This is a genomic window from Fictibacillus enclensis, from assembly GCF_030123385.1.
GTDB lineage: Bacteria > Bacillota > Bacilli > Bacillales > Fictibacillaceae > Fictibacillus_C > Fictibacillus_C enclensis.
The window spans coordinates 956,118-982,370 of record NZ_CP126109.1 but is presented as its reverse complement, the minus strand read 5'-3'; the positions used below and the strand labels follow the sequence as shown (position 1 = coordinate 982,370).

The following is a 26,253-nucleotide window of genomic DNA, read 5'->3' as shown; positions in this document are numbered from 1 at the left end:
TATTATACCGATTGAGTTTCGCTTTGTCTTATCCCATCGGAAAGTAGTTATAAAGCTAACGTACGAAATTGCCATTTGGATGACTTTTTTCGTAAATTCTTTCACCTGTCTCCCACTATCGACCTATAAATATCCGTTTGAAGCAGCCGATATACATAATATACGAAAATAGCAAAAAACGAGGATGAAACAAAAATGGACAAAACATCAGTTATCGGCATCATCACGGGCATTATTGCCATAGGAGCCGGGATGGTTCTAAAAGGGGTTGCGCTTTCTTCCCTGTTCAATCCTGCGGCATTACTGATTATTTTTGCAGGGACGGCAGCAGCCATATTGATTGCCTTTCCGGTGCATGAAGTAAAAAAGCTTCCCGGCCTTTTTAAACTATTGTTTACAGACCAAAAGGTCGTTCCCATAGAAGACTTGATCCGTCTCTTTATCGAGTGGGCGACGATTGCAAGAAAAGAAGGTCTGCTTGCTCTAGAGCCGATGTCGGAAGAAATTGATGATTCTTTCTTAAAGCAGGGAGTTAAAATGATCGTGGATGGACAATCTCCTGAATTTATAAAAGATGTTTTATTGAAAGATCTCGAGACCATGGAGGACCGGCATTTAAGCAACGCAGCCATTTTTACACAGGCAGGAACGTACGCGCCGACACTGGGAGTGCTGGGAGCTGTGGTGGGTCTTGTCGCCGCCCTGAGCCACATGGACGATATTGAAGCGCTTGGCCATGCTATATCCGCCGCGTTCATTGCCACCCTGTTTGGTATTTTTACGGGATATGTTTTATGGCATCCTTTTGCAAATAAACTGAAGCGAAAATCACAGCACGAGATCTTCCTCAAGGAAATCATGATTGAAGGCATCCTTTCCATACAAGATGGAACCTCTCCAAAAATCCTGGAAGAAAAATTATTAACGTATGTGCCATCCAGTGAACGAGAGAAGGTTAAGGAAGGTGTAAATAATGGCTAGAAGGAAGAGGAAGAAGCACGATGATCATGTGGATGAATCCTGGCTGGTTCCCTATTCAGACATGCTGACCCTTCTTCTGGCACTGTTCATCGTTCTGTTCGCCATGAGTGAGGTCGATGCCTCCAAATTCAAGCAGATGGCAAGTGCGTTCAATGACGAATTTACAGGAGGAACCGGCATGATGGAGGAACAAGCGCCCATTTCATCTCCGGAAACAGATCCACTGCCGGATAAAGAGAAGCTGGTTCAACTGTCCCTTCAGGAAAAAGAACGCATGGAAAAAGCGAAGAAGGAACTGGAATCCCTTCAAGAGGTAAAAAAACACATTGACAATTTTATCGAAGACAAGGACCTGTCAAAAAGCCTGCAGACCAAACTGACGGAAAACGGGCTGTTAATTACCATTTTAGATAATGCGCTGTTTGATTCGGGAAGCGCGGAAGTCAAACCGGAATCAGTAGGCATTGGGAAAGATTTATCCAAACTGCTTGTGACGAATCCGCCGCGAAACATTATTATCGCAGGGCATACCGATAACGTTCCAATCAAGAATGCGCAGTATACGTCCAATTGGGAACTGAGCGCCATGCGTGCCATTAATTTTATGCAGATTTTGCGCACCAACCCCAACCTCTCCCCTAAAACGCTCAGTGCCAGCGGATATGGCGAATACCGTCCGAGAGCGAGCAACAAAACAGCTGAAGGCAGGGCGAAAAACCGGCGGGTTGAGGTTCTCGTCCTTCCAAACTACAGCCTTGAAAAAGACAAATAAAAGGAGCTGTCCTGAAAGTCAAAAATTGACCTTCAGGCAGCTCCTTTGCGTAAAAAGCTTCCAGGAAAGTTGATTGTAGTGGAAGGCGCGAGATCCTCGAAAATGAAAATCACATTTTCTTCGTGCGATGCACCGCTGCCGCAGCGTTCCTTGTCCTGTGGGACTAGCGTGACAGGTGAGACTAAGTAGGTGCTAGCACCGGTACCGCAGGCGCGTGCGCCAAAAGGTAGGCGTTCACGCCGGTAAGGCTCACCGCACGCCGGTAAGGTAGGCGTTCACGCCGGTAAGGCTCACCGCACGCCCCACGAAAGTAGGCGCTCGCGCCGGTAAAAGCGAGCAGCCTGGAACGAAAATCAACGGCTTCCAGACTTTTTGGATAGCCCCTTTTTTACTCCTGCTTTTGCTTCTTTGCTTTTTGAAGTTCTTTTGGCTCATATTTGTCCTTGTAGGAATCCAGGAAGGTGATTCTCTCGAGCATGGTGGGATGCCCGTATAAAAAGAATTTCACCAGCGTTGGCGGATTCACCTCGCTGAGTCCGGAAATCGTCAGCTTCTGGAAAGCTCCTACAGCCGCTTCTGGATCTTTAGTCATTTCAATGGCGTACCGGTCTGCATCTTTTTCGGCTTTACGGGAAACGGCATTTTCCACTGGTCCGGCCAGAAAAGAGAGAAGACTGAATATCAAAAGCAGAACAGGGAGTCCGGCAATATCCCCTGGTCCTTTAATTCCCCATCGTTTCCCCCATTTTGCCAGGGCCCACGTATAGACCTTGCTTCCCAGAAATAACCCGAAAAGCGTAAGAATAATCGCTCCGATCAAATTCTGGTACAAGTGGTTCATCACATAATGTCCCATTTCATGTGCCATGACGAATAAAACCTGTTTATCATTCAAACGATCAAGTGTGGTATCCCACAGCACAATCCGCAAATTCGAGCCGATTCCATTCACATACGCGTTCAGGGAGTTTGTCTTTTCTGACATATTCACTTCATAAACATTTGAAGCGGGTATCTCCGCCCGGTCGGCAAGCGTCAAGATCTTTTCTTTTAACGCCTGGTCCTTCAATGGATAGAATTTGTTGTACAGCGGATCAATCACAACTGGCTGGATAAAGTACATGAAAATGGTAAATGGAATGGAAATCAGCCAGGCATACAGCCACCATTTCTTTTTGGCTTTCCTGATAAAGAAATAGATGACAACAACGGTGAGAAAGGTAAATAACCATCCCACCCAAAAATCGATGAGACTGTCCTTCATCCAGCCTTTGAACAGCTGAACTGAAATGTGATAATCCCTGGAAACAGTATAGCTGTAATATCGCAGCGGGAACGTCAAAAGCCAGCTTACAAAGGAAAGCAACAGAACATAAAGCCCGGTATGAACGAGTGAAAACCGGGTGATGCCCTTCACGGCGCTGCCCATCTTTTTCGAAAGGCCAAATCCCAATACAAGCAGGTAAATCAACCATTCCAATGGAACGGATAAGAAGTAAATCCAGTCTTTCAGCCGGGAGAAATCATAGCTCAGTTTCAACTGACGGCCGTTCATAAACATGGTCGGATCAGCGGCCGATCCCCGGTACTGAATCGGCAGCTCAGTATGAGCTCCATGCAACAAGTAATACCACATCAGCACACCATATAAAATAAAGCCTGTGGCAAACAAAAGTGCCTTTTTCACACGCTCTCCTCCTTACGGACATCCTATTACCTAGTTTAGGTAACTTTGTCCGAAATAGAACAAAAAAGAGCTAAGGTGGTCCATTCTTTAAAAAGCATCCGCCAGCGTGGGAACCACCGTTAAATTATCATGCTGTAATTGGTAGCCGTTGGGCTGTATGTATACTGCGTTTAAGCCCATTAGCAGGGCAGGAGCAATCTCATTGATAAAGTTATCACCGATGGAAACAGCTTTCTCCGGAGCAATCTTCCATTTCGCCAGGATCTCAGACAATACTTCTTTTGTTTTGACCGGCTTTTGGGTGGATGGATAAATGGCATGGAAAAGTCCGTCCAGACCCAGCTCCTTGAGAAGTCTTAGCACATCATCTTCTTCACTGTTTGTCATTAAGACAAGGTACTTGTCCTTTTTCAGGCGTTCCAGGCTTTCTTTTAAACCAGGTGTTTTAGATAATGAAAATTCATCACTGACCATATAGAGTTTTGTCGCGTTATAGGCGTCCCATGTATCCTGCTGCGTAAGGCCGTAATGCATGGCAGTGACATAAGGCAGCCACCATCCGTCACCAATGGCGATAAACCGTTCGAAATCATAGAGTAACTCACCAGGATATTCCCTTTTCAAGGTTTCTTCTTCCATGGGGGAGCCATCCCAGTGATGAGCAGCGGTTACCTGCAGGGTTAGAGGATCAACCGTAAGTGCCATGTCCAATTTCAGGTCATACACTTTTCCAACGGCCACCGGATGAAGCCCCTTCTTCATTTTCTCGTACGCCCCGTAAAATTCCTCCTGAATCCCACGGTCTGCCCGTTGCTGGAGCAAACGACAGTAATAGTCAAAATGGTCCGTGTCCTCGTATAAGGTTCCGTCCAGATCAAAGATTAAAAGCTCACTATTTTCTATCAGATCTCTCAACTCTTCTCCACTCCTTTCCCCATCTATTGTATTCGCAATAAGCGGTGAAGTAAAACAGGACTGATCCTTTTCCAGTGTTTGTGATCGCTGTTTTCCGGCCAAAATAAGACTAGTGAAAAAGAGGTGAGCGCATGGACGGAATGGTAGAAACGGCATACAGAACCCTATTGGGACTGGCTTTCTTATTATTGTTCACAAAAGTCCTCGGCAAAAAGCAGTTGGGTGAACTTACATACTTCAATTACGCAACAAGTATTGCCTTTGGAAATCGTCGGAGAGATGATCATTCATTATAAGGATGTTTCCATTTCCAACGGAATTGTTGCCGTGGTCATTTGGGTGCTCTTGATCCTGGGCATTGAATTTCGTGGATGGGAAACTGATGAGAGGGAATTTGAAGGAATACGGACTAAGTGATAAATGGGTACAGAGCAAGCTTCATAAAGCCGGCATTTCCTCCAGCAAATCGGTGTTTCTCGCACAGCTTCAGGAAGATAGAACACTGTATATTGCTCCCAAAGACAATACAAAGCCGCTCATTGTCTGAGCGGCTTCGCGTTTTATTTAGCTTCTGCTTTATGATGAGGATGACGGTTTTCTTTTATAAGCCGGTGAAGCTTATCCGGGAAGTTCGTAAACATTCCGGTAACTCCCCAATCAATCAGCCTTTGCATATCCGTTGCCTCATTTACTGTATAAGGATGCACATCCAGGCCGGCTTGACGCGCGGTTTGCACATAGGCTTGGTCCAGGTAATTGAAGTTCGGCCCGATCCCCACTGCATATTTCTTCATGTCTGCTGCTTCCTGATCCGTCAGAACAGCATGCTTCTTGTAGGATAACAACTGGATCAGTCTCACGGATGGATCAAGCTCATGCACTTTCAACAGGCTTTCTTTACTGAAAGATTGAACAAAAAGTGTGTCTTTGTTGATGTGATACTTTCTTACCAGACGCAAAAGCTCCTCCTCCATGCCAGGGTAAACATCAGGTGATTTGGTTTCAATGTAATATTTTTTATTTTTTTTGAACGTCTTAAAGATTTCCTCAAGCGTTGGAACCTGTAACCCTTCATAGCGCGGATTGGCATACTGCGGGTATTTTTCGTTAAACCAAGAGCCCGCATCCAGCTGTTTAATCTGCTCCAGCGTAAAATCTTTAACTTTCCCTGTTCCATCTGTCGTACGGTCTACCGTCTCATCATGCATGGCAATCAGCTTGCCGTCTTTCGTCATTTGAAGGTCGATTTCTATGTAATCCCCATGCATACGGTCACCCATTTTATAAGAAGTGAGCGTATGCTCCGGCGCATATCCTGACGCTCCCCTGTGGGCGATATCAAGCACGTCATGATGCGGATTTTTTGCGGCTTCCGTCGTTGTACCTGCAAATAAACTCGCCCCAAGAACAGCGGCACCCAGCAATGTTTTCATTTTTTTATTCAATTTTCTCTCCCCTTCCTCTTTTCCATCTGAGAAAAGCGTACCAAGAGAGTATTAAGCCCTTTTGAAAACCTGGTAAATTTCATGTAAATATATATATTAATTATTTACTTACATAAAAAAACCCGGCGTGTTAAGCCAGGCTTGTTTTCCGTTCTTCGAGATAATTTTCAATGGCATAGGCGACGCCGCTTTCGTCATTTGTCTTGGTCACGAATTTGGCGATAGTTTTGATTTCATCATAGGCATTGCCCATGGCAACGCTGATGCCCGCCTTTTCAAGCATGGAAACATCATTGTAATTATCACCGATTGCCATCGTGTCCTCAAGACTGATGTTATTCAGCTTCGCAAATTTTTCGAGTGCAAATCCCTTTTGTGCATCTGCATTAGTAATTTCAAGGTTGTTGTTGGCGGAAGAACTGACCGCCAGATGATCAATCTGTTTCAATCGTTCAACCGAATTGGCCACTTTTTCCGGTTCGCTGGAAAATGCCAGCACTTTATAAATTTCAAGGCCTTCTCTTTCCATCAAGAGGTCGTAATCATGGATATACTTGACCGTCCCAAGCTTAAAACGGCGCAATGCGGCTTTATGCACATCATCTTCTGTCGCATCCGGATTGGAGGTGAGTACGATATCCTTCATTACCTTGAAGGCCTTCTCACGGTTATCGGTATAGGTCCCCTCACTGGTATAGACTTCATAATAAATGTTGTTTGCGCGCAGCGCCTTTTCCACATTAAAATATTGCTTGAACGGAATTGGGATACTGGTGACTTTCTCCCATTTCTCATTACGGATTTCTGCTCCGTTCACACAAATCAGCGGAAGATGCAGCTCTGCTTCACCAAGTGTATAGCGTGCTTCATCAAAGGATCTTCCCGTCGCAATAACCACCATATGCCCTTTTTCACGAGCCCTTTGAATGGCTTCCTTGTTTGCTTTGGTAACCTTCAGTTGTTTGCTGACAAGTGTTCCATCCATATCTATTGCTATAAGTTTCATTTAACAATCATCCTTTATCTCCGTCTTTCCTTTTTCAGTGTGCCCTTTTTCATAAAAAAAAGAGCTAAGTATAGCTCTTTACCCTTTAATCTCTATGAAAAAAACCTGTAAAAATGTCCAGGAAGGCATGAAAAACTTCCAGAGACTGAAACAAGATGAGGGAAGCCGCCGTCATTGAAAACAAACCGATTAAAGCAAAACGAATCATATGAAGATACATTTGATTCCCCTCCTATCGTTTGGGTATTCATACTATCATAATGATTGAAGAAAGAAAACCTTAATCATCTTTATGTTATAATCCCAAAAAAGAGAAAAGGCTTACGGCCAACACCGAACTTAGGACCACGAGAATGATGTTCCAGTTCAGCCATGAAGAAAGCAAAGCTATACCGGCTCCCACAATGCCATACCACATGCTGCCTTCATTGATGTGCAGAATTCCGGGAAAAATCAAGGCCCCAAGAATGGCAAATGGAACATTCTTCAGGATGCTCTGCCATTTCTGGGGGATAATGGCCGTATCCAGGGCAATAAGCGGCAGCACACGCGGAAGATAGGTGACCACCCCCATACCGGCAATCATCCAGAGCAAATTAGTTTCCATGGGCTTCCTCCTTCATCAAAAATTCAATGCCGGCTGCCGAAATAATGGTGGATAGAATAATGCCCCATCCTCCTGACAGTGGCTCATACAATGAAAACAGCGAATTCAACAGAGCAGCTGTACCTGCCAGGAGTATGACCTTGCTGGATTTTTTGGCAGATGGAACAAGAAGGCCGATAAACATGGCATATAATGCAACCGCCATTCCGGCCTGAATGGTTTCCGGCAGTCCTGCTCCGATCAGGTATCCGATGCCCGAATTGATCACCCAGCTTCCGTAGGCCGTTAAACCAAGTCCCAGCATAAAAGAAGAAGCAAGTTTCCTTTCAGTCCGTGTTGCTGCGACAGAAAAGGTCTCATCTGTAATGAGGAAGCCGTACACGGCTTTTCTCCACTTCGTATCCTCTTCCATTTTTTCGTTTAACGAAGCACTCATCAGCAGGTGGCGGATGTTCATGATAAAGGCAGTGATGATGATTTCAAAAGCACCTGTACCCGCTGCAATCATGGAAAGAGCAATGTATTGGGATGCTCCTGCAAAAACAATGATGCTCATTCCAACTGTTTCAAGCAGTGACAATCCACTCGACTTTGCCAGCAGACCATATGTAAAAGCAATAGGCAAATAACCGATGGCAATGGACAGTCCCGCCTGGATTCCTCTCTTGAAATCATGATTTGCAGCAGAAATAGCAGGAATCGGGATCATGATGAAGAACACTCCTTTTGTTCACTTTATTCAGAATTATATGTTATATTGTACATATTGTATGTTATGTAAAACAATTTCACAAGGAGCATTTATTCCTATGAATTTAACCGAAATTATAGGTAAGAGATTAAAAGCCATGCGAGGCCAGCGAAGCTGGAGCCTGGACCAGGCCGCCCATGCAACCGGCGTATCCAAACCGATGCTAAGCCAGATCGAGCGGGGAGAATCCAACCCGACAGTAAGCACGTTGTGGAAAATTGCGAATGGGTTTGGAGTATCATTCAGCTCCTTTGTTGAAGAAGATCAGCCTTCCATAAAAAAGGTCATCACGAACGAAATCAATCCGATTGCCGATGCCAGTGGCACCTTTCTCGTCCGTCCTCTGTTCCCGGTTGAACCGGGGAAATCGTTTGAAATCTACTCATTGGAGCTTCTTCCCGGCTGCAATTATTGTTCTGAAGCTCACCCCGATGGTGTGGAAGAATACCTGTTAGTCGAAGAAGGCAGCTTTGCTCTGACTGTTCACGAAAATACCTACACATTATCAACGGGGGAAAATCTGCGATTCGCTGCCAACTTTACGCACTGTTATCAAAACCATGGCGACAGCCCTGCCAAATTGATCATGATGATCTATTATCCGTATCCCAGGGCATAATGGTACAGACCCTAAGCCCCATTCAACGGAAACATTCTAAAAAGAAACGGCACCCCAGAATTTAGCAAAGCTAAACATTCGGGGTGCCGTTCAAAATTTTAAGATGTTGCCGTTTCTTTTCTGCGTGCCGGAGGCAAATGGATGGCTTTTCCGGTTGCTTGTTCAACCGCTTCAAGCCAGGTTTCGCTCAATGATGGATGGGCATAAACAGGATACGAAAGATCTTCATCTCGGGCGGCCATTTCCAATGCCAGCGTTCCCGTGCTGATCATTTCAGCAGCCCCAGCTCCCATCATGTGAACTCCAAGCAACAGGTCTGTTTTGGCGTCTATAACCATTTTAGCCAGCCCCTCCTTTTGCCCGCTAAGGCTGGCAAACCCATTGCCACCCATGGCGAACTGGCCGGTCTTAACCTCAAATCCCTGCTCTTTCGCTTCCTTTTCCGTCCATCCAACGGTTGCTATGGGAGGTGTGCTGTGAATGACTTGAGGAACAAGGGCCAGGCTGTATGCAGAGCTCAACCCGCCAATATGCTCGGCAGCCACTTTACCCTGTTTAATCGCCTTGCTGGCAAGCCTCATACCGATGGTGCAATCTCCTGCAGCATAAACTCCAGGGACACTGGTTTCTCCATATTCATTGACCACGATATATCCCTCGTCATCCAAATGAACCTTGATAAATTCAAGACCCAGTTCATTTGTGTTCGGCTGATAATTATCGGTAAAAACAATTACATCGGCATCCAAGGTTATCTTTTCCTTCACGCTTTGAAGCGTGATGGTGACCGCTTCCCCGCCTGCCTCAGCCTCAAGCAGCTCAGCATTTTTAAAAAGTTTAATTTTCACTTTTTTGTATACCCTCTGAAGCTCCCTGGCAATAGATTCATCAAGACCAAACGTATCATCACTGCAGATCAGGGATACGTCTGCCCCCAAATTACGGAAAGCCATGGCCGTCTCTATAGCGATATAATCCGAACCGCATACCACGAGATGTCCTGGTACCCCGTTCAGGTTTCTCAGTTCCTCCGCGTATATGATTTTCTCTTCAGCCCGGCTGATCCCGGAAGGCATTACCGGCCTGGCCCCTGTTGCCACAAGAGCATTTTCATACTGATACATCTCATAGTGATGGCCGGAATCCACCCCAATTCGATTCTCGGACATAAACGTTGCGGTTCCTTTGATCACTTCGATTTTGTTCGCCTTAAAAAGAGCTTCAACTCCTTTTTGCAAACCGGTAACGATTTTCTTTTGATATTCGATAAACGACGACCATTCAAAACGCGTTGCCTCTGTCTGAATTCCCATTTCTTTTAGATGGGGCATGGAGGCATATTGCGCGGCGGCATGAGTCAGAGCTTTGGAAGGGATGCATCCTGTATTGAGGCAGACACCGCCCAAGTCTTCTTTTTCAATAAGGGTCACTTCCAGCCCCAACTGGGCAGCTCGGATGGCGGCGTTGTAGCCACCGGGCCCTCCGCCCACGATGATCAGCTGCCTGTTTTGGACAAATTCACCTACCACCATCTTATATCAGCTCCAATACCATAACTGAAGGATTTTCAATCAGTTCCTTGAACCGGTTTGTAAATTGTACTGCCGTTGCTCCGTCGGCCACACGATGGTCAAAGGACATGGACACATTCATGACCGAACGGATTTGGATTTCATCATGGATAACGACCGGCATTTTCTTTGTTTTATGAAACGCCATCAAAGCGACCTCAGGAGCGTTAATGATCGGTGTTGCCCCCATGCTGCCAAGCGGTCCTACGTTGGAAATGGTAAACGTCCCGCCTGTAAGGTCTTCCCTCGTTAGCGTTCCTTCTTTTGCTTTTGTGATTTTCTTTTTCATGTCACGGTTGATGTCCTTTATGGAACGGCGTTCGACATTTTTAATAACAGGGACAATCAGTCCATCTTCTGCATCCGTCGCAATTCCGATGTTCACCTGCTTTTCGAGCCTGATGACTTCCTTTTCTTCATCCAATTTGCTGTTAAAGACCGGGAAATCGGCAAGAGCCAGCTGGATCGCTTTTATGAAAAAAGAGGCAACAGAAATAGCAAAGCCTTTGCTTTTGTCAGGATCCAGCATTTTAAGCTGCTTTTTCAGCTCCAGTACATTTGTCATATCCACTTCTTCAAAGTGTGTCACATGCGGGATCGTAAACAGGGATTGCGTCATCTTTTTGGCGATTTGCTTCCTGCGTCCCCTGAACGGGATCTCTTCCGTCTCACCTGCAGGTAATTCTTTGTTTATCGTTGGGGCAACCGGCTGTTCTTTTCTTATGGAAGTCTCGGTTCCATTGACGAAACGGAGAACATCTTCCTCCGTGATCCGCCCTGCCGGTCCTGTTCCGGTAATCTGCTCAATGTCCACGCCGTGGTCCCTTGCCACTTTTCGGGTATAGGGAGCGGCAAGCACCCGTTTGTTGAGCATGGCCAGAGATGCTTGCCCACTGGAAGGACTGCTGTCCGCTCCTGCTTCCATTAAAGGTTCCTGTGATTTCGGCGTTTGGGGAACAGCGGATGCTCCTTCACTTTCAAGACAGAGCAGGACGGTTCCAACGGTAACGGTTTCTCCTTCCTTTACAAGAATGTCGGTTACTTTTCCGGCCACAGGGGAAGGGAGCTCCGCGGTTACCTTGTCGGTCTGGACTTCAACCAGAGGCTGGTCAATGGAAACCACGTCTCCCGTTTTGACAAAAAAGTGCAGAATTTCACCCTCATGCATACCTTCACCTATATCGTGCAGCTTTACTTCCACCATAAACAAGCCCTCCTAAAAGTTGATCACTTTATGAATTGCAGATGTAATTCTTGCTGCATTGGGAAGGTAATGATCTTCCAGTGCAAACATCGGCACAGGTGTGTCGAACCCGGTAACCCTCTCAATAGGCGCCTTCATATATAAGAAAGACGTGTCATTGATGAGCGAAATGAGAGTGTCCCCCAGACCGCCGGTGGAGGGAGCTTCATGGACAATGACCGTTCTCCCCGTCTTCTGAACACTCTGGGCAATCAATTCTTTATCCAGCGGATACAATGTACGCAGATCGATAACCTCCACGCTGATCCCTTTGCTTTCAGCTTCATTCGCCGCTTTTAAAGAAGCGTCAACCATGGCCCCATAAGTTAAAATGGTTACCTGTTCCCCTTCCTTCATCACACGGCCTTTTCCAATTTCAACGGTATATTTGCTGTCCGGAACGTCCATCTTTGAGCTTCTGTAGCATCTCATCGGCTCCAGAAAAAGAACCGGGTCAGGGTCCTCGATGCTCGCAATGAGAAGCCCCTTCGCGTCGTATGGATTGGACGGCACCACAACCTTGATGCCCGGCATGTGCGTAAACAGGGCTTCAACCGAATCCGAATGGATTTCCGGAGCTCGTACGCCGGCACCAAATGGCGCACGGATGACCATGGGAACGGTAAATGCTCCGAGCGTTCTGGAACGTATCCTCGAGGCATGCGTCATAATTTGGTTAAATGCCGGATAGACGAATCCAAGAAACTGCATTTCGGCAACCGGTCGGAATCCGTTCATGGCAAGGCCGATCGAGGTTCCGATAATGCCAGACTCAGCGAGTGGCGTATCGATAATGCGCTGATCCCCAAACTCTTCCATCAATCCGTCGGTTGCCCGGAATACTCCTCCATTTCGCCCGACATCCTCACCGAGAACAATTACGTTTTCACTTTCTCTCATCATAGTTCTCAGTCCATCGGTAACTGCCTGAACAAGCGTCAGTTTCTTTGTGCCAACTGCTGCTGTCGCCATGCTATTCCCCCCTCACATGTGCATATGCTTCTTTTTGGTCCTCAATAGGCCATGGATTCTCGGCAAAAACGTGGTCAAACATATCATTTAGATGCGGCGGCTGTTCGTTCTCCATTTCATTTACCGCAGCTTCAATTTCCAGAGTGATGTCTTGTTCCAGCTCCTTTTGCCATGAAGGCTCCCAGATGCCTTCTTGCTGCATAAACTTCTCAAGACGAGCAAGAGGATCCGTAGTTTCACGGCGGATACTACTTTCATTCTGGTCTCTGTATTTGGACGGATCGTCTGCTGTTGTATGAGCTCCATATCTCCAGGTCACAGCTTCAATCAGCGTCGGACCACCGCCGGCGCGGGCCTTCTCCACCGCAGTTTTCGTATGGAAATAAACCGCAAACACATCATTTCCATCCAGCCTGATGCCTTCGATATCATATCCGACTGCCTTTTGGGCGATCGTTTTGGATTTCATTTGTTTTTCGACCGGAACCGATATGGCAAATCCGTTATTTTGGTTAAAAAAGACCACTGGAATGTTAAACACACTGGCGAAATTCAACCCTTCATGAAAATCCCCTTCAGATGTGGCTCCGTCCCCAAAATAAACGATGGAGGCACGGTCCGTTCCTTTCATTTTTTCAGCCCATGCCGCTCCTGTAGCGTGGAGAAGCTGGGAAGCGATGGGCACAGCAGGAGGAAAAATCTTTATACCCTCTGGAGGGATGCAGCCTTCCTGGCGTCCTTTCCAGTACAAAAGCACATTCTTTAGCGAATGGCCAAACGTTAAGGTAGCCCCATGATCACGATAGGTCGGAAACATCCAGTCTCCTTCCTCCATTGCCATTGAACTGCCGATCTGGGCCGCTTCCTGGCCCTCAAAAGGGACATAGGTGCCGATGCGTCCTTGCCGTTGAAGATTAACACCCTTTCGGTCGAACAGCCGTGCTCTCAGCATTTTCGTATACAATGTTTTTACCAGGCTCTCGTCCAGCATGCTTTTATAGGCATCATCCACCACTACTCCATCTTCATTCAGAATTTGTTTTTTGGGAAATTGGGTCTCCATGTTAACTCCTCCTTGGTTTTAGGATCTTCTAATGCCTGACGCTCCACTTTGGCCGCTGTTGATGGGAAAAGAAACTGTTTCGCTTCTTTCGCTGCTCGATCCGGTCTTCGCAAAAACGGTTTGCTGCTTCCATGGTTGAAAGATTCAGCTCCCTGCTTTGTTTATAGATTTCAAGAAGTGAATCATAGATGGCCTTTGTCTGATTCAGCACGCGCGCTTTATTCGGTCCGTACAGTTCATCGGCTACCTGGATCAGCCCTCCTGCGTTCACGATATAATCCGGGCCGTACAGAATCCCTTTTTGCTGAAGGTAGATTCCGTGTTTATCTTCAAGCAGCTGGTTGTTGGCACTTCCCACTACCGCTTTAACCTTCAGCCTGTCAATGGTCTCGTCATTCACGACACCTCCGAGCGCACAGGGAACAAAAATATCGGCATCCACTCCGTAGATCTCATTCCCCTCAACCACTTCAACGCTTCCCGGAAGAAGTTCAGCCCGCTCCACAATGCTTTGTTGCGCCTGAGGATTAATATCGGTTACATAGACCCGGGCACCTGCCGCGATCAACTGCTCAGCCACTTTATACCCAACCTTCCCCAGTCCCTGGATACTGTAGGACATTTCGGAGAGATCCTCGGTTCCAAGGAGGGTCTGCAAGGTGGCTCTTAAACCGTAAATAACACCCTGGGCTGTCGGAACAGAGGAATCACCGCTTCCCCCGTATTCATCCGGCACTCCGACAATACAGGCGGTTTCCTTTAATGCATGCACAAAATCCGACGGCGTAGTCCCCATATCTGTGCCGGTATAAAACCTTCCGTTCAATGAATCTACGAACTGGCCAAACGCCCGGAACAGAGCGGGAGATTTATCGGTTGTAGGATCTCCGATGATCACCGACTTTCCTCCGCCGAAATCGACGTCGGCTCCGGCGCATTTATAGGTCATGCCACGGGACAGCCGGAGTACATCCTCAAGTGCTTCGTCTGTGGATTTATACGGCCGCATTCTGCATCCCCCCAGCGCCGGTCCAAGCGTGGTATTATGTATGGCGATGATTGCTTTTAACCCGCTGGCCGGATCATTGCAGAATACCACTTGTTCATGCTGCGATATTTTTTCAAACATGTTTTCTCCCCCCTGATGATCCTTTGACTCTTTGTCGCTTTAAAGTAAGCGCTTACATTTTATTCTATAAAACTTTCATCTCTTCCAGCTTTTTTGAGATCTGTGCTTTGGGCAAAATATATTGGGTGACTTCTCCCTGGCCCACGACCGCTTTTTCATTACGTACCTCTACCTCGCAAATCACGGCCTTTCCTTTCAATTCCGTCAGCGTTGCGGTAATGGAAAGGGGCATCCCTTCAGGGGTAGGCGCCAGATGAGTTGCTTTAATACCACCGCCTATTCCTTCCTCGTTCTCTTCTAGAAATGGAAGAATGATTTGTCTTGCCGCCCATTCCATATGGTAAACCATTGAAACGGTAGAATAGGCCGGATGAACCAGCTTTCCCTCAAACTGTGCAAACATTTCGGGTGTAACCCGTGCTGTTATCGTTGCCGTGTCCCCAATCTTCATCCCTGGTTTCATCTTTTCACCTCATTATGAAATTGTTAAACCGCAAAGAATAAGGACATTTTCCTATTCCCGGTCCATGCCCTCTACTACTTCGCACTATTCAACTCGATAATTATATAACGTTTTCTTAACGTTATAATATCATTTTGTTAAATGATCAGTCAATGAGTACCCTTTGATTTGAAGTCAATCACTCCTGAATGCACAAAAAAACCGGACCATGTGCCAGTCCGGCTTTTCCTGTAGAAGTGATCGAAGTGTATTAAAACAGCCCGACCTGGTTTAAGAAAACAATTAAGATAACGATCGGCGTAACATAACGGATCAATAACAGCCAAAGGGCAAAACTTTTTCTTCCGACTGTTGCCCCGCTTGTAAACTCATCGTACAGCTTGTTTTTGGGATAGCGGAAACCAACAAACAATGCAATAAAGAGAGCCCCGAGCGGAAGAAGAATGTTGCTGACAAGATAATCAAGAGAATCGAATATATTCTTGCCGAATAGGGTAATGTCACCCAATACCCCCATTGAAAGTGCTGAAGGAACTCCTGCAAGGAAAATGAGGATTCCCATGATCCAGGACCATTTTGCCCGCTTCGAAACATCGTCCTTAATGATGGAAGCCACTATAATTTCCAGCATGGAGAATGCCGAAGTGAGTGTCGCAAATAAAAACAGAGCGAGAAAAATCACAAAGAAAACCTGGCCAAATACGATTTTTTCAAACACCGCCGGCAGAACGACAAACAGCAGTCCGGGCCCTTCGGTTGGTTTTAAGCCAAGCGAGAAAACACCGGGAAAGATTGCCAGTCCCGCAAGCAACGAAATCAAAACGTTAAGGCTCACAATTGTCGTGGCGGATTTCGGCAGACTCTCCTGTTTCGACAGATAAGAGCTGTACGTTGCCATCACGGAAATCCCTACACTCAGTGAAAAGAAGGATTGCCCGAGAGCAAACAGAACCGATTCTCCGGTGATGGACGTAAAGTCCGGCTTCAGAAAAAACTCAACGCCCTTCATTGCCCCGTCCAGGGTAAGAGAGCGGAGGATCAGAACGACAAACATGACGAAAAGTGCCGGCATCATGATGTTGTTTGCCGCTTCAATCCCGCTTTTTACCCCTCTGGACACAACAAAAATCGTGATGGCCATAAAAACGAACTGTCCAAATACTACAGCGGCGGAATTGGAAATGGAGCTTCCGAACAAAGCGCTGTAATCCTGGCCAAACACCTGGCCAGTCACACTTTTATATAAATAAAGCGTCACCCATCCGCCAATCACACTATAAAACGATAAAAGAATGAAGGCTGTAGCCACTCCCATTCTTCCAAGCCATGGCCACTTGGAGCCTGGTGCAAGAATCCGGTACGCTGTAATGGCTTCTTTTTGTGCCCCCCTGCCGATGACGAACTCTGCCATCAGGAGAGGAAAACCAATAATAAAGGTAAAGAGCAAAAAGAGTAAAAAGAATGCCCCTCCACCGCTTGTTCCTACAACGTAAGGAAATTTCCATATCGCCCCAAGCCCGATCGCAGAACCTGCTGCTGCCAGGATAAAGGCCAATTTTGACGTCCATTGCTCATGCTGCTTCAAAAAAAATTTCCTCCCACTTAATTTTGATTCCTACCGTATATTTAAGCTCAAAGTCTACCTGTTTTGGGGAGAAAAATCAAGGCGTCCCAGAGTTCTTTCCGCTGGTAAAGTGTTACAGGGGCGTTTATGAAAGCAACGCTCTGTCGCTAGCCATTTTTTCTCCGCGGATTCTTTGAAACTCTTCCAGCAGCCGTTCCACCGTAAGCTGCTTCTTGCTTTCCTCATCCACATCCAAAATGATCTGGCCTTTATCCATCATAATCAGGCGGTTCCCAAGATCGATGGCCTGCTGCATATTATGAGTGACCATTAACGTGGTCAAGCGGTGCTTGGAAACAATCTCTTTTGTTAAATCCGTGATGAGGGCGGCACGAGAAGGATCCAGTGCTGCTGTGTGCTCATCCAGCAACAGGATATCCGGCTCGGTGAATGTTGCCATCAGCAAGGAAAGCGCCTGGCGCTCACCGCCGGATAACAGCCCCACTTTGGCAGTGAAACGGTTTTCCAGTCCCAGATGTAAAGACTTGACAGCTTCCTGGAAAAACTCCTTTGATTTCTTTGTAATGCCCCGCTTTAGCGATCTTCGCTTGTTTCTCGCGTATGCCATGGCCAGGTTCTCCTCGATGGTCATGGTCGGGGCTGTACCTGCCATTGGGTCCTGAAAGACTCGGCCAATAAACCTTGACCGTTTATGCTCAGGAAGATTGAGGACGTTTTTACCTTTGATGAGCAGTTCGCCCATATCCGGGTAAAGAACCCCAGAAACCACGTTCATGAGGGTGGACTTTCCCGCTCCATTGCTTCCGATGACAGTAACAAAATCACCAGGTTCAAGCTCCAGCTGGATGTTGGACAGTCCAATTTTTTCATCCGGCGTACCCTCGTTGAAGATTTTATGAACTGATTTTAGTTGCAGCAATTTCTTCACCCTTTCTTTCCAGAGCCTGACGGTGAAGCTGTCTTCTCTTCGCTTTTCTTGCCTGCTCTTTTCGTGCGTCCAGCAATTTGGGCAGAACAAGTGAACAAACTACAATGAGGGCTGTAATCAGTTTCAGGTCACCGGTTTCAAAGAATTCAATTTGCAGCGCGAACGCAATGATAATGCGATAGACAACCGCTCCGAGGATGACGGCCAGCGTTGCCCGGCCAATTGATTTTGTACCAAACAGCGCTTCACCAATAATAACGGAAGCCAGGCCGATAATGATCATCCCGATCCCCATTCCAACATCGGCAAATCCCCCGTATTGAGCAATAAGTGCTCCCGCAAATGCCACCAAGGCGTTGGAAAGCCCCAATCCTAAAACCGTCAGGCTGTCGGTGTTTGCGGAAAAGCTACGGATCATACGCTTATTGTCACCCGTTGCGCGTATAGCCAGGCCAACCTCCGTTCTCAGGAACCAGTCGGTGGCAAACTTGATCAATAACGTAACAATAGCCATGATAAAGAATATCCCCCACGTTTTTGGCAGGCTTCCTCCCAATCCAATGGCTGTAAACAGGTTATTGACCGCACCGTCAATACCAAGCTTCTGCCAAAAACCCGTGATGAGTGTAAACGAAGTATCTTCACCGAGTAGCGGAACATTCGACCGCTGGTCCATGATCCGAAGATTGATGGAATAAAGAGCAATCATCATCAGGATACCGGACAAAAGCGGATTGATCTTTCCTTTTGTATGCAGAATCCCTGTGAGACAGCCCGCTATAAAGCCCGCCAGCATGCCTGCTATCGTGGCCATAAACGGATTCTGCCCGTGTACAATCAACGTGGCTGAAATGGCCGCTCCTGTAACAAAGCTGCCATCTACCGTCAGATCGGGAAAGTCCAGAATCCGAAAGGACAAGTATACCCCTAGAGCCATGATGGCGTAGATGACCCCGGATTCCAAGGCGCTAAAGAGTGCAAACATTATGTTATCCCTCCTGTAAAATGCATTTTAATATACTCTCAAAAGCTACTAAGATTACAAAAATCTCATAAAAAACGTGCCGGATTTGACCCAAAGACATTCTGTGCCAAACCCAACACATATGCATTACTCGGTATATTCAGCCATGGATTTCCATTCCGGCTTCAGTTTGACACCCATCGCTTCTGCTGCTTTTTTATTGATCACAAGTTTAAGCTTTTGAGGATATTGCACTTTTAGTTCGCTCGGTTTTTTATCGCCCTTCAAGATTTTAGCCGCCATTTCTCCCGCTTCATAACCGATGTCATAATAATCAAATCCATAAGCGGCAAAGGCTCCGCGCTTTACTGAATCCAGTTCACCGGCAAACATCGGAATATCTTTATCCTCTGCTACACTGATGACGGACTCCAGCGCAGAAACGACCGTGTTATCGGTGATAATGTAAAAAACATCCGCACGCCCTACAAGGGACTCCGCTGCCTGTTTCACATCCGCTGAAGTAGATACACTGACTTCAACCGGCTTGAGATCTGATTTTTTCATCGCATCTTTTACAAGATCCACCTGAGCGACGGAATTTTGTTCTCCTTTGTTATAGATGAGGCCAACGGTTTTGGCGTCCGTTTCTTTATCAATAAATTCAATGGTTTTGGGGATGGCATCAGGATGCGTATCCGTGGTTCCCGTAATGTTGTCTCCCGGCTGGTCAAAGCTTTTTACAAGTTTTGCCCCCACCGGGTCGGTAACGGATGTGAACACGATAGGAATATCTTTTGTCGCATTAAGAGCGTGCTGCGCACTTGGTGTGGAGTTGGCAAAAATTAAATCCACATTGTCCCCAACCAGATTTTTTGCGATGGTCTGTGAATTGTTCGGGTCGCCTTGGGCAAGCTGAACATCATATTTCACATTTTTCAGTCCGTTGGCTGAAATCGCCTTTTTAAACCCCTTATAAGCAGCATCAAGTGACGGATGTTCCACGATCTGGGTGACCCCAATCTTAATCTCCTTATCCTTGGCTTCACCATTTACTTCTTTTCCGTCCTTTGTGCCGCATCCGCCAAGCAGCAACACTCCTGCCAGAGAAACGCCAAGCAAGCTTTTCCACTTTCTCATTCTCTTTTTCCCCCTTTTTACTCCATCAGACATGTCCCTATCGTGCTGCAGTCCTTGTTGAACGGCCATGTCCCCGTAATTTGTCGAACTATTTACAAAATTTATTATATTATAAATCCTAATCCTTTAAAAGGCTATTTCACGTTTTGCCATTGGGCGGTTTTCTCTGCCTGGCCTTGGAGGGCTAAAGATGCTTCTTCCATGATCGATTGGATCAGTTCGCTTGCAGAAGGCACATTTTTAATCAGTCCGGCGACCTGGCCACTGTTGATATACCCATTTTCAAAATCGCCTTCCATGGCACCGGCCAAATGGCGGTTTTCAGCTGTGACTTCATTAAATTCCTCAAGTGTTATCCCGTTTTCTTCACGTGACAGCAATTGCTCCGAATAAGGCGTTCGCATGACTCTTCTTATTCGGCCGACCGATCGGCCGACGATCATGGTATCCCTGTCTCCCGCCTTAATGAGAGCTTCTTGATAGCGAAGATGAAAAGGCGCTTCCTTTACCGATATAAAGCGCGTTCCGAGCTGCACACCTTCCGCTCCGAGAACCATCGCGGCCGCCATGCCTCTTCCGTCTCCTATTCCGCCGGCAGCCACCAGCGGCACGTTTATCGCATCTGCCACTTGCGGAATCAGGGTCATGGTCGTCGTCTCAAACGGAGAGTTCAATCCGGCTGCTTCATACCCCTCTGCCACAATGACATCCGCACCGGCATCTTCTGCTTTTTTGGCATGATAGACCGATCCCACCACACACATGACTTTTATGCCGTGCGCCTGAAGCCGGGGAATATAGGGTGCCGGATTTCCTGCTGATAGGGAAACCACCGGTACCCGGTGGTTAATAATGAGTTCAAAAATTTCTTTTAGATTTGATGCCACGGCGAGAGGGACGTTCACCGCAAATGGTTTTTCTGTTTTTGAAGCAGTCTCCGCAATAAGCGTTTCCACCTCTGAAGGAGATCGGGTGCCAACTCCAATCGTGCCGAGAGCTCCTGCATTTGAAATCGCAGCTGTCAAAGGGGCATTGCTCGCATTTCCCATCCCTCCCTGAATAACCGGATAGCTGATTCCCAATTGCTTGCAAACTCTGTTCATCTTCTCTCTCCTTTCTATGAATCTGTTATACTTAGATAAAACCAAAGGAGGATGTTACACATGAACTATCCATCTAACGGCAAAACTCCACAAATCGATGAAAGCGCTTTTATAGCGCCTGGCGTACATATTATTGGCGATGTGACCATCGGCAAGGAATCTAGTATTTGGTTCAACAGCGTTCTTCGCGGAGACGAAGGGCCCATTGCGATTGGTGACCGCTGCAACGTCCAGGACAATTGCACGTTGCATCTTTATGAACAATTTCCCCTTGTGCTTGAAGATGAGGTCTCCGTCGGGCACAATGTGATCCTGCATGGATGCACCATCCGAAAAGGCGCCTTGATCGGAATGGGAGCGACAATTCTCGATGGCGCCGAGATTGGTGAACAGGCGTTTATTGGCGCAAATACCCTCGTTCCATCCGGCAAGAAAATCCCTCCCCGGACGATGGTGATGGGCTCCCCAGGCAAGGTGGTCAGAGAGCTCACTGATAAGGATTTAGAGCTTATCTCGTTAACCATCGAAACATACCGGCAAAAAGGACAGCAATGTAAACAAGAGTTAAAATAACCGTTTTAAAAAAGCACTTTCCCTTGCGATGGAAGTGCTTTTTGTTTGCATAAAAGGCTTAAAGCTCCTGAATGAGCGGATGGTTCAGCGCATTGTAGGATTTATCCTTCTTCAGCTCGTTCCCCTCCTGATAAATCTTTTCAAAAAAGGAGCTTGAAGGACCTGCGAGTGTTCTGTAGTAATCGCCAAAAAGTGAGGCCGCATAATCTCCGAGCCAGTCGGAGGGCAGCAGTTCCTGTGGAAGGCCGGGGTCCACAAACAGAAATTTCCGGTATTCATGGACAAGCTTCGTGCGCTCCACAAAGCATTCTCCTTCGCTCATCTCGCCTTTTTCAATTTTATTTTTATCAATCACATATTTCTGGGAATACGTTTTAATAAATTCATCATACTTTTTATTTGTTTCGGCCAGATCCCAGCATTCATTGACCAGCTCGGCGTTCTTGTGCGGTCCCTCGTATTTTGCTGTGAAATAATGGACATAATCCTGTATTTCATACTTCTCCATCATCTGTTTAATCTGTTCTCTCTGGTTATTCGGAGAGATCCAAAAGCTGTTGGCCAACAGACCAAAGCCGCTCCATACGAGCTCTTTTCTCAGCTCATCCCTGATGCTGCGCTTCTCCTCGGGAATGGTGTACGTGAACATATACCAGGACCCGTCCCATTTTTCCGGCTGAAGCTTGAAAATCCGTTTGGCCGCCTCATCCATCCGCCTGACGCCGCGCGGGGTTAGATAATAGTAGCTTTTGTTCCCCTGTTTGCGGGAAACAATCCAGCCCTGTTTGTTCATCCGGGAAATAGCGGCCCTTACCGCCTGCTCATTATGGCCGAATTCTTCGAGCAGCCGGATGAGGCTGCCGATCCAGATTTCATTTCCATAGTGCCGGATATAATCCCCATAAAGCGTAAAAATCATTGATCGTGTATTTAAACTGTTTTGCATCATGTCCCCTCATTTGCTTACTGTCCATTTTTAATGACTCTTATCCTACCAAAACCAGGAGTCTGGAACAAGACATCTGCGTCCCCCAGTCTATTCCCCCTTAAAAACAGGCGCTCTTTTCTCACCGAATGCTTCAAGCGCTTCGACCCTGTCTTTTGTGGGAATGGTCAATTCATACGCTTTGGCTTCAATGGCCAGCCCTGTCTGCAGGTCGGTTTCCATTCCGTGTTTGACGGCATACTTCGCCTGCTGTACAGCAACGGGACCATTCTTTAATATAGCCGCTGCGTACTCCTCGCATACCGCCATCAACTCTGCTTTGGACACAGTCCGGTTAAGAATGCCGTATTGCTCTGCTTCAACAGCGGTGAGTTTTTTTGCCGTCAGGATCAGCTCAAGCGCTTTTGCCTGACCGATCAGGCGCGGCAAACGCTGTGTTCCCCCTGCACCCGGGATGATCGCCCAGCTCAGCTCGGTAAGTCCCATGGAAGCTGCTTCCGACGATACTCTGATATCGCAGGCCAACGCCAGCTCAAAACCGCCTCCGAACGCATGGCCGTTAATGGCTGCGATGGTAGGCTGCGGAAGCGCCTCAATGCTAGAAAAAACATCACGGATTTTCCGCACGTTCCGCTTTACGTCTGCTTCAGAAAGGGTGCGACGCTCTTTCAGGTCGGCACCTGCGCTAAAGGCCTTTTCACCCGCACCGGTAAAAATGACAACACGCACGTCCTGGCTGTGATGAATTTCTTCAACTACTTCGCCGAGGCGCTGGAGAGTGGGAAAGTTGAAACAGTTAAGAACTTCCGGACGGTTCAGCGTGACATAGGCAATATGATTTTTCACTTGATAAAGAATGGATTCTGGCATGTGGTTCTCTCCTTTATTCTATGTTTTCAACAACTGCGGCAATTCCCTGGCCCACACCGATGCACATTGTTGCCAGCCCGTATTTGGCGTTTCGTTTTTTCATTTCGTGTATGAGGGTGGTCAAGATTCTGGCCCCGCTCGCACCAAGCGGATGGCCGAATGCGATGGCACCACCATTTACATTCACCTTCTCGGGATCAAGCTCAAGTTGATTGATGCATTCGAGCGACTGCGATGCAAAGGCTTCGTTCAATTCCACCAGCTCCACATCGTCCATGGTGAGGCCTGCCCGCTGCACGGCTTTCCTGCACGCTTCAATCGGACCGAGCCCCATCACTGACGGTTCGAGTCCCGCAACCGCTGACGCTTTATAGCGAACCAGCGGCGTAAGACCAAGCGCCTTCGCTTTTTCCGCACTCATCATGAGCAGCGCTGCTGCACCGTCATTTACTCCTGACGCGTTTCCTGCTGTAATGGTGCCGCCCGGGAACAAAGGCTTTAACTTGGACAGTTTTTCAATGGTCGTACCAGGCCTAGGGTGCTCGTCTTTGTCAAAAATGCTTTCATTACCTTTTTTATCTTCAAGCCTGACCGGGATAATTTCATCCTTAAACCGGTCTTCTTCTACCGTTTTTGGGCCCTGCGCTGGCTTTCTGCAGCAAACTGGTTCTGCGCCTCCCGGGTAATGCCGTATCGCTGCGCCACATTCTCCGCCGTCTGCGGCATGGAGTCGGTGCCATACTGTTCATTGAGCAGCGGATTGATGAACCGCCATCCGATCGTCGTGTCAAACATTTTCATGTCTCCGCGCGGGAACTCCGCATCGGGTTTTGCCATCACAAGAGGAGCTCTTGTCATGCTCTCCGTTCCGCCAACAATAAAAATGTCTCCCTCATTGGCCATGATCGCCCTGGCGCCATAAATGACCGCATCCAGCCCAGAACCGCACAGACGGTTGATCGTCGTTCCGCCAACCTCGACTGGAAGGCCGGCAAGAAGAGCAGCCATGCGGGCCACATTCCGGTTGTCCTCACCGGCACCATTGGCGTTTCCAAGGACAACTTCCTCAATCTGTGAGACTGGCACATCCGGATTTCGCTCGAGCAACGCCTTGATCGCGATGCCTGCCAGATCATCCGGCCTGACGGATTTAAGGCTGCCTTTATACCTGCCGATTGGCGTTCTGACGGCATCTACAATTACGACCTCTCTCATTTCGTCACGCCGCCCTTCTCCGCTGTATAATCATATACACCGCGCCCTGTCTTCCGGCCAAGCCGTCCTGCTTTCACATACTTAACAAGCAGTTGACACGGACGGTATTTTTCTCCCAGCGTTTGATGAAGATAATTTAAATTATTCAGGCGTGTGTCCAGCCCGACCAGATCGCCCAGCTCAAATGGTCCCATCGGATAATTCAGGCCGAGCTTGATCGCTTTATCGATTTCTTCCGGTGTACCTACACCTTCCTGAAGCATATAGAAGGCTTCGTTTCCGACCATCGCCGATATCCTGCTTGTTACAAAGCCCGGAAATTCATTGACCACCACTGTTTCTTTCCCCATCCGCTCAGCTGCTTCTTTGGCAGCCTGTGCCGTCTCGTCACTTGTTTCGTGACCACGGACAATTTCAACCAGAGGCATTTTATGTACCGGATTAAAGAAATGCATGGCAATCACCTTATCCGGACGGGAGGTAAACGACCCGATTTCTGTCGGGCTCATCGTCGATGTATTGGTGGCCAGATAACAATGCAGCGGCGCAGAAGAATCAAGCTCGGTAAACACCGCTTTTTTTATGTCAAGATTTTCAGGTACTGCTTCAATGACCAAATCAGCTCTGCTGACAGCATCTGAAAGAGAGCTAGAGTAAAAAAGCCTCTGTCTCGCTCCGTCTGCCTGCTCCTCGGTCAGCTTCCCTCTTTGAACACCTTTTGAAAAAATCGCTCCTATTTCACCACGGGCATTTTGCAGCGCTTCTTCCTGCACATCCACCAGCTGCACATGAAAACCTCCTGCCGCCGCAGCATACGCAATGCCTCTACCCATTACACCTGATCCCACAACAACGATGGATTCCATCAACACCATCTCCTCCACTTCCTAGGATATCGTAAAAGCGAGCCGTTCAGCCCGCTTTTTTTGTCTATTATCTTCCCGTAAAAGCGGGCTTTCGTTTTTCCATAAATGCCGAAACGCCTTCTTTATGATCCTCGGTGCCGCCTGCCGTTTTCTGGGCAAGAGCTTCATATTCCAGAACCTCGCTCAGATCACTTTCCCAGCTTTTATTCATATACCGCTTGATCAGTCCAATGGCTTTAGTCGGCATGCTGGCAAGTCTGACAGCAAAGGTTTCCACTTCCTGAATAAAGGCTTCTTCTTCTGCCACTTTGGTTACCAGCCCCAATTCCTTCGCCTGGTCTGCAGAAATCTTTTCACCCAGCACTGCAAGCTCCATCGCCTTTGCATGGCCGACAAGCCGGGGAAGGAAATATAGGTTGCCCGAATCCGGTACGAGACCCACGTGGATGAAAGCTTCAATAAAGCTTGCTTTTTCTGAAGCGATTCTGAAATCGCAAGCAAGTGCAAGACTCATCCCCGCTCCTGCCGCCACACCATTGACCGCTGCAATGACAGGCTTCTCGATCGAAACCAGCTCCTGAATCATTGGGTTATACCCTTTGCGAAGCACTTCGCCATAATCCGGGCTATCGCTTGAGCCAAGATCCTGGCCGGAACAAAAAGCCCTGCCTGCTCCTGTAATGACAATGGCCCGAATGTCCTTGTCTCTCCCCGCATTCTTTAAAGCAGCCAGCATTTCCTTATGCATCACTGCCGTAAAGGCATTAAGTTTGTCCGGCCGGTTCAGCGTGATCCAGGCCACCCCGGCTCTGGATTCATAGTTAATGGTTTCAAACATG

At 47.5% G+C, this 26,253-nt stretch carries 28 protein-coding genes and 1 pseudogene; 6 read left to right on the top strand and 23 right to left on the bottom strand.

Translation table 11 applies throughout. The features are described 5' to 3' along the window. Positions 1 to 195 precede the first annotated feature (195 nt). Together motA and motB are read left to right on the top strand one after the other, a co-directional pair. Positions 196 to 981: a flagellar motor stator protein MotA gene (gene motA / locus QNH15_RS05320; RefSeq protein WP_283893119.1), complete on the top strand. Its 786-nt coding sequence runs from the start codon at positions 196 to 198 to the stop codon at positions 979 to 981. Further along, positions 974 to 1,753: a flagellar motor protein MotB gene (gene motB / locus QNH15_RS05315; protein WP_061967351.1), complete on the top strand. Its 780-nt coding sequence runs from the start codon at positions 974 to 976 to the stop codon at positions 1,751 to 1,753. Before motA ends, motB begins: the two co-directional genes overlap by 8 nt. Positions 1,754 to 2,141: 388 nt before the next feature. Here the strand turns inward: motB and QNH15_RS05310 are convergent, their stop codons facing one another. Both QNH15_RS05310 and QNH15_RS05305 read right to left on the bottom strand, forming a co-directional pair. Then, complete coding sequence (locus tag QNH15_RS05310; RefSeq protein ID WP_283893116.1) at positions 2,142 to 3,440, bottom strand: M48 family metallopeptidase; 1,299 nt, start codon at positions 3,438 to 3,440, stop codon at positions 2,142 to 2,144. A gap of 87 nt (positions 3,441 to 3,527) precedes the next feature. Further along, positions 3,528 to 4,355: an HAD family hydrolase gene (locus QNH15_RS05305; RefSeq protein ID WP_283893114.1), complete on the bottom strand. Its 828-nt coding sequence runs from the start codon at positions 4,353 to 4,355 to the stop codon at positions 3,528 to 3,530. Between the two features lie 131 nt (positions 4,356 to 4,486). Here QNH15_RS05305 and QNH15_RS05300 point away from each other — a divergent pair, with 131 nt between their 5' ends. Further along, positions 4,487 to 4,651, top strand: coding sequence for a hypothetical protein (locus QNH15_RS05300; protein WP_283893112.1), 165 nt, complete (start codon positions 4,487 to 4,489; stop codon positions 4,649 to 4,651). A gap of 71 nt (positions 4,652 to 4,722) precedes the next feature. Continuing rightward, positions 4,723 to 4,902, top strand: a complete 180-nt coding sequence (locus QNH15_RS05295) for a YetF domain-containing protein (protein WP_347343369.1) — start codon at positions 4,723 to 4,725, stop codon at positions 4,900 to 4,902. A gap of 13 nt (positions 4,903 to 4,915) precedes the next feature. Here QNH15_RS05295 and QNH15_RS05290 read toward each other — a convergent pair whose 3' ends face one another. From QNH15_RS05290 to QNH15_RS05270, 5 genes are all read right to left on the bottom strand, one after another. Continuing rightward, positions 4,916 to 5,800, bottom strand: coding sequence for a glycerophosphodiester phosphodiesterase (locus tag QNH15_RS05290; RefSeq protein ID WP_283893109.1), 885 nt, complete (start codon positions 5,798 to 5,800; stop codon positions 4,916 to 4,918). 130 nt (positions 5,801 to 5,930) lie between these two features. Beyond that, entirely contained in the window at positions 5,931 to 6,806 is an 876-nt protein-coding gene (locus tag QNH15_RS05285; RefSeq protein ID WP_283893107.1) for a Cof-type HAD-IIB family hydrolase, read from the bottom strand. A gap of 85 nt (positions 6,807 to 6,891) precedes the next feature. After that, a complete protein-coding gene (locus QNH15_RS05280; protein WP_283893105.1) occupies positions 6,892 to 7,026 on the bottom strand; it encodes a hypothetical protein in 135 nt (44 codons plus the stop codon). A gap of 75 nt (positions 7,027 to 7,101) precedes the next feature. Next, on the bottom strand, positions 7,102 to 7,413 hold the full coding sequence (locus tag QNH15_RS05275; protein ID WP_061967340.1) for an AzlD domain-containing protein: 312 nt from the start codon (positions 7,411 to 7,413) through the stop codon (positions 7,102 to 7,104). Next, the gene (locus QNH15_RS05270) at positions 7,403 to 8,122 is read right to left on the bottom strand and encodes an AzlC family ABC transporter permease (RefSeq protein ID WP_061967337.1); all 720 of its coding nucleotides are present in this window, start codon (positions 8,120 to 8,122) and stop codon (positions 7,403 to 7,405) included. Before QNH15_RS05270 ends, QNH15_RS05275 begins: the two co-directional genes overlap by 11 nt. Positions 8,123 to 8,222: 100 nt before the next feature. On the opposite strand from QNH15_RS05270, the gene QNH15_RS05265 reads away from it, so the two are divergent. Beyond that, positions 8,223 to 8,783 (top strand): helix-turn-helix domain-containing protein, encoded by a 561-nt coding sequence (locus tag QNH15_RS05265; RefSeq protein WP_283893101.1) that lies wholly within the window; start codon positions 8,223 to 8,225, stop codon positions 8,781 to 8,783. 98 nt (positions 8,784 to 8,881) lie between these two features. Here QNH15_RS05265 and lpdA read toward each other — a convergent pair whose 3' ends face one another. From lpdA to QNH15_RS05210, 11 genes are all read right to left on the bottom strand, one after another. Beyond that, positions 8,882 to 10,315: a dihydrolipoyl dehydrogenase gene (lpdA, locus tag QNH15_RS05260; RefSeq protein ID WP_283893099.1), complete on the bottom strand. Its 1,434-nt coding sequence runs from the start codon at positions 10,313 to 10,315 to the stop codon at positions 8,882 to 8,884. Between the two features lies 1 nt (position 10,316). After that, positions 10,317 to 11,558, bottom strand: coding sequence for a dihydrolipoamide acetyltransferase family protein (locus QNH15_RS05255; RefSeq protein WP_283893097.1), 1,242 nt, complete (start codon positions 11,556 to 11,558; stop codon positions 10,317 to 10,319). 12 nt (positions 11,559 to 11,570) lie between these two features. Next, on the bottom strand, positions 11,571 to 12,569 hold the full coding sequence (locus QNH15_RS05250; protein WP_283893095.1) for an alpha-ketoacid dehydrogenase subunit beta: 999 nt from the start codon (positions 12,567 to 12,569) through the stop codon (positions 11,571 to 11,573). Position 12,570: 1 nt separating this feature from the next. Continuing rightward, positions 12,571 to 13,632, bottom strand: coding sequence for a pyruvate dehydrogenase (acetyl-transferring) E1 component subunit alpha (gene pdhA / locus QNH15_RS05245; RefSeq protein ID WP_283893094.1), 1,062 nt, complete (start codon positions 13,630 to 13,632; stop codon positions 12,571 to 12,573). Between the two features lie 28 nt (positions 13,633 to 13,660). Continuing rightward, positions 13,661 to 14,761 (bottom strand): Leu/Phe/Val dehydrogenase, encoded by a 1,101-nt coding sequence (locus QNH15_RS05240; protein ID WP_283893093.1) that lies wholly within the window; start codon positions 14,759 to 14,761, stop codon positions 13,661 to 13,663. 64 nt (positions 14,762 to 14,825) lie between these two features. Beyond that, complete coding sequence (locus QNH15_RS05235) at positions 14,826 to 15,224, bottom strand: thioesterase family protein (protein WP_283893091.1); 399 nt, start codon at positions 15,222 to 15,224, stop codon at positions 14,826 to 14,828. A 250-nt stretch (positions 15,225 to 15,474) separates the two neighbouring features. Beyond that, positions 15,475 to 16,809 carry a sodium-dependent transporter gene (locus tag QNH15_RS05230; protein ID WP_283893089.1) on the bottom strand — a complete coding sequence of 445 codons (1,335 nt, stop codon included), beginning with the start codon at positions 16,807 to 16,809 and terminating at the stop codon, positions 15,475 to 15,477. A gap of 124 nt (positions 16,810 to 16,933) precedes the next feature. Beyond that, positions 16,934 to 17,728: an ABC transporter ATP-binding protein gene (locus QNH15_RS05225; RefSeq protein WP_129477523.1), complete on the bottom strand. Its 795-nt coding sequence runs from the start codon at positions 17,726 to 17,728 to the stop codon at positions 16,934 to 16,936. Continuing rightward, a complete protein-coding gene (locus QNH15_RS05220; protein WP_283893087.1) occupies positions 17,703 to 18,722 on the bottom strand; it encodes an ABC transporter permease in 1,020 nt (339 codons plus the stop codon). The genes QNH15_RS05225 and QNH15_RS05220 overlap by 26 nt, the downstream gene beginning before the upstream one ends. Before the next feature lie 126 nt (positions 18,723 to 18,848). Beyond that, positions 18,849 to 19,841 carry an ABC transporter substrate-binding protein gene (locus QNH15_RS05215; protein ID WP_283893085.1) on the bottom strand — a complete coding sequence of 331 codons (993 nt, stop codon included), beginning with the start codon at positions 19,839 to 19,841 and terminating at the stop codon, positions 18,849 to 18,851. Positions 19,842 to 19,975: 134 nt separating this feature from the next. Next, a complete protein-coding gene (locus QNH15_RS05210; protein WP_283893083.1) occupies positions 19,976 to 20,944 on the bottom strand; it encodes an NAD(P)H-dependent flavin oxidoreductase in 969 nt (322 codons plus the stop codon). Between the two features lie 60 nt (positions 20,945 to 21,004). On the opposite strand from QNH15_RS05210, the gene QNH15_RS05205 reads away from it, so the two are divergent. Beyond that, positions 21,005 to 21,517: a gamma carbonic anhydrase family protein gene (locus tag QNH15_RS05205; protein WP_283893081.1), complete on the top strand. Its 513-nt coding sequence runs from the start codon at positions 21,005 to 21,007 to the stop codon at positions 21,515 to 21,517. 58 nt (positions 21,518 to 21,575) lie between these two features. Here QNH15_RS05205 and paaX read toward each other — a convergent pair whose 3' ends face one another. The 5 genes and pseudogenes from paaX to QNH15_RS05180 all read right to left on the bottom strand — a co-directional run bounded on the left by paaX (position 21,576) and on the right by QNH15_RS05180 (position 26,252). Further along, positions 21,576 to 22,463, bottom strand: a complete 888-nt coding sequence (gene paaX, locus QNH15_RS05200; protein WP_283895444.1) for a phenylacetic acid degradation operon negative regulatory protein PaaX — start codon at positions 22,461 to 22,463, stop codon at positions 21,576 to 21,578. A 90-nt stretch (positions 22,464 to 22,553) separates the two neighbouring features. Continuing rightward, positions 22,554 to 23,333, bottom strand: a complete 780-nt coding sequence (locus QNH15_RS05195) for an enoyl-CoA hydratase-related protein (protein ID WP_283893079.1) — start codon at positions 23,331 to 23,333, stop codon at positions 22,554 to 22,556. 13 nt (positions 23,334 to 23,346) lie between these two features. Further along, positions 23,347 to 24,548, bottom strand: a pseudogene (locus QNH15_RS05190) (thiolase family protein). Next, positions 24,545 to 25,417, bottom strand: a complete 873-nt coding sequence (locus QNH15_RS05185; RefSeq protein WP_283893077.1) for a 3-hydroxyacyl-CoA dehydrogenase — start codon at positions 25,415 to 25,417, stop codon at positions 24,545 to 24,547. Before QNH15_RS05185 ends, QNH15_RS05190 begins: the two are co-directional and overlap by 4 nt. Before the next feature lie 64 nt (positions 25,418 to 25,481). Then, positions 25,482 to 26,252, bottom strand: coding sequence for an enoyl-CoA hydratase-related protein (locus QNH15_RS05180; protein WP_283893076.1), 771 nt, complete (start codon positions 26,250 to 26,252; stop codon positions 25,482 to 25,484). Between the last annotated feature and the right edge of the window lies 1 nt (position 26,253).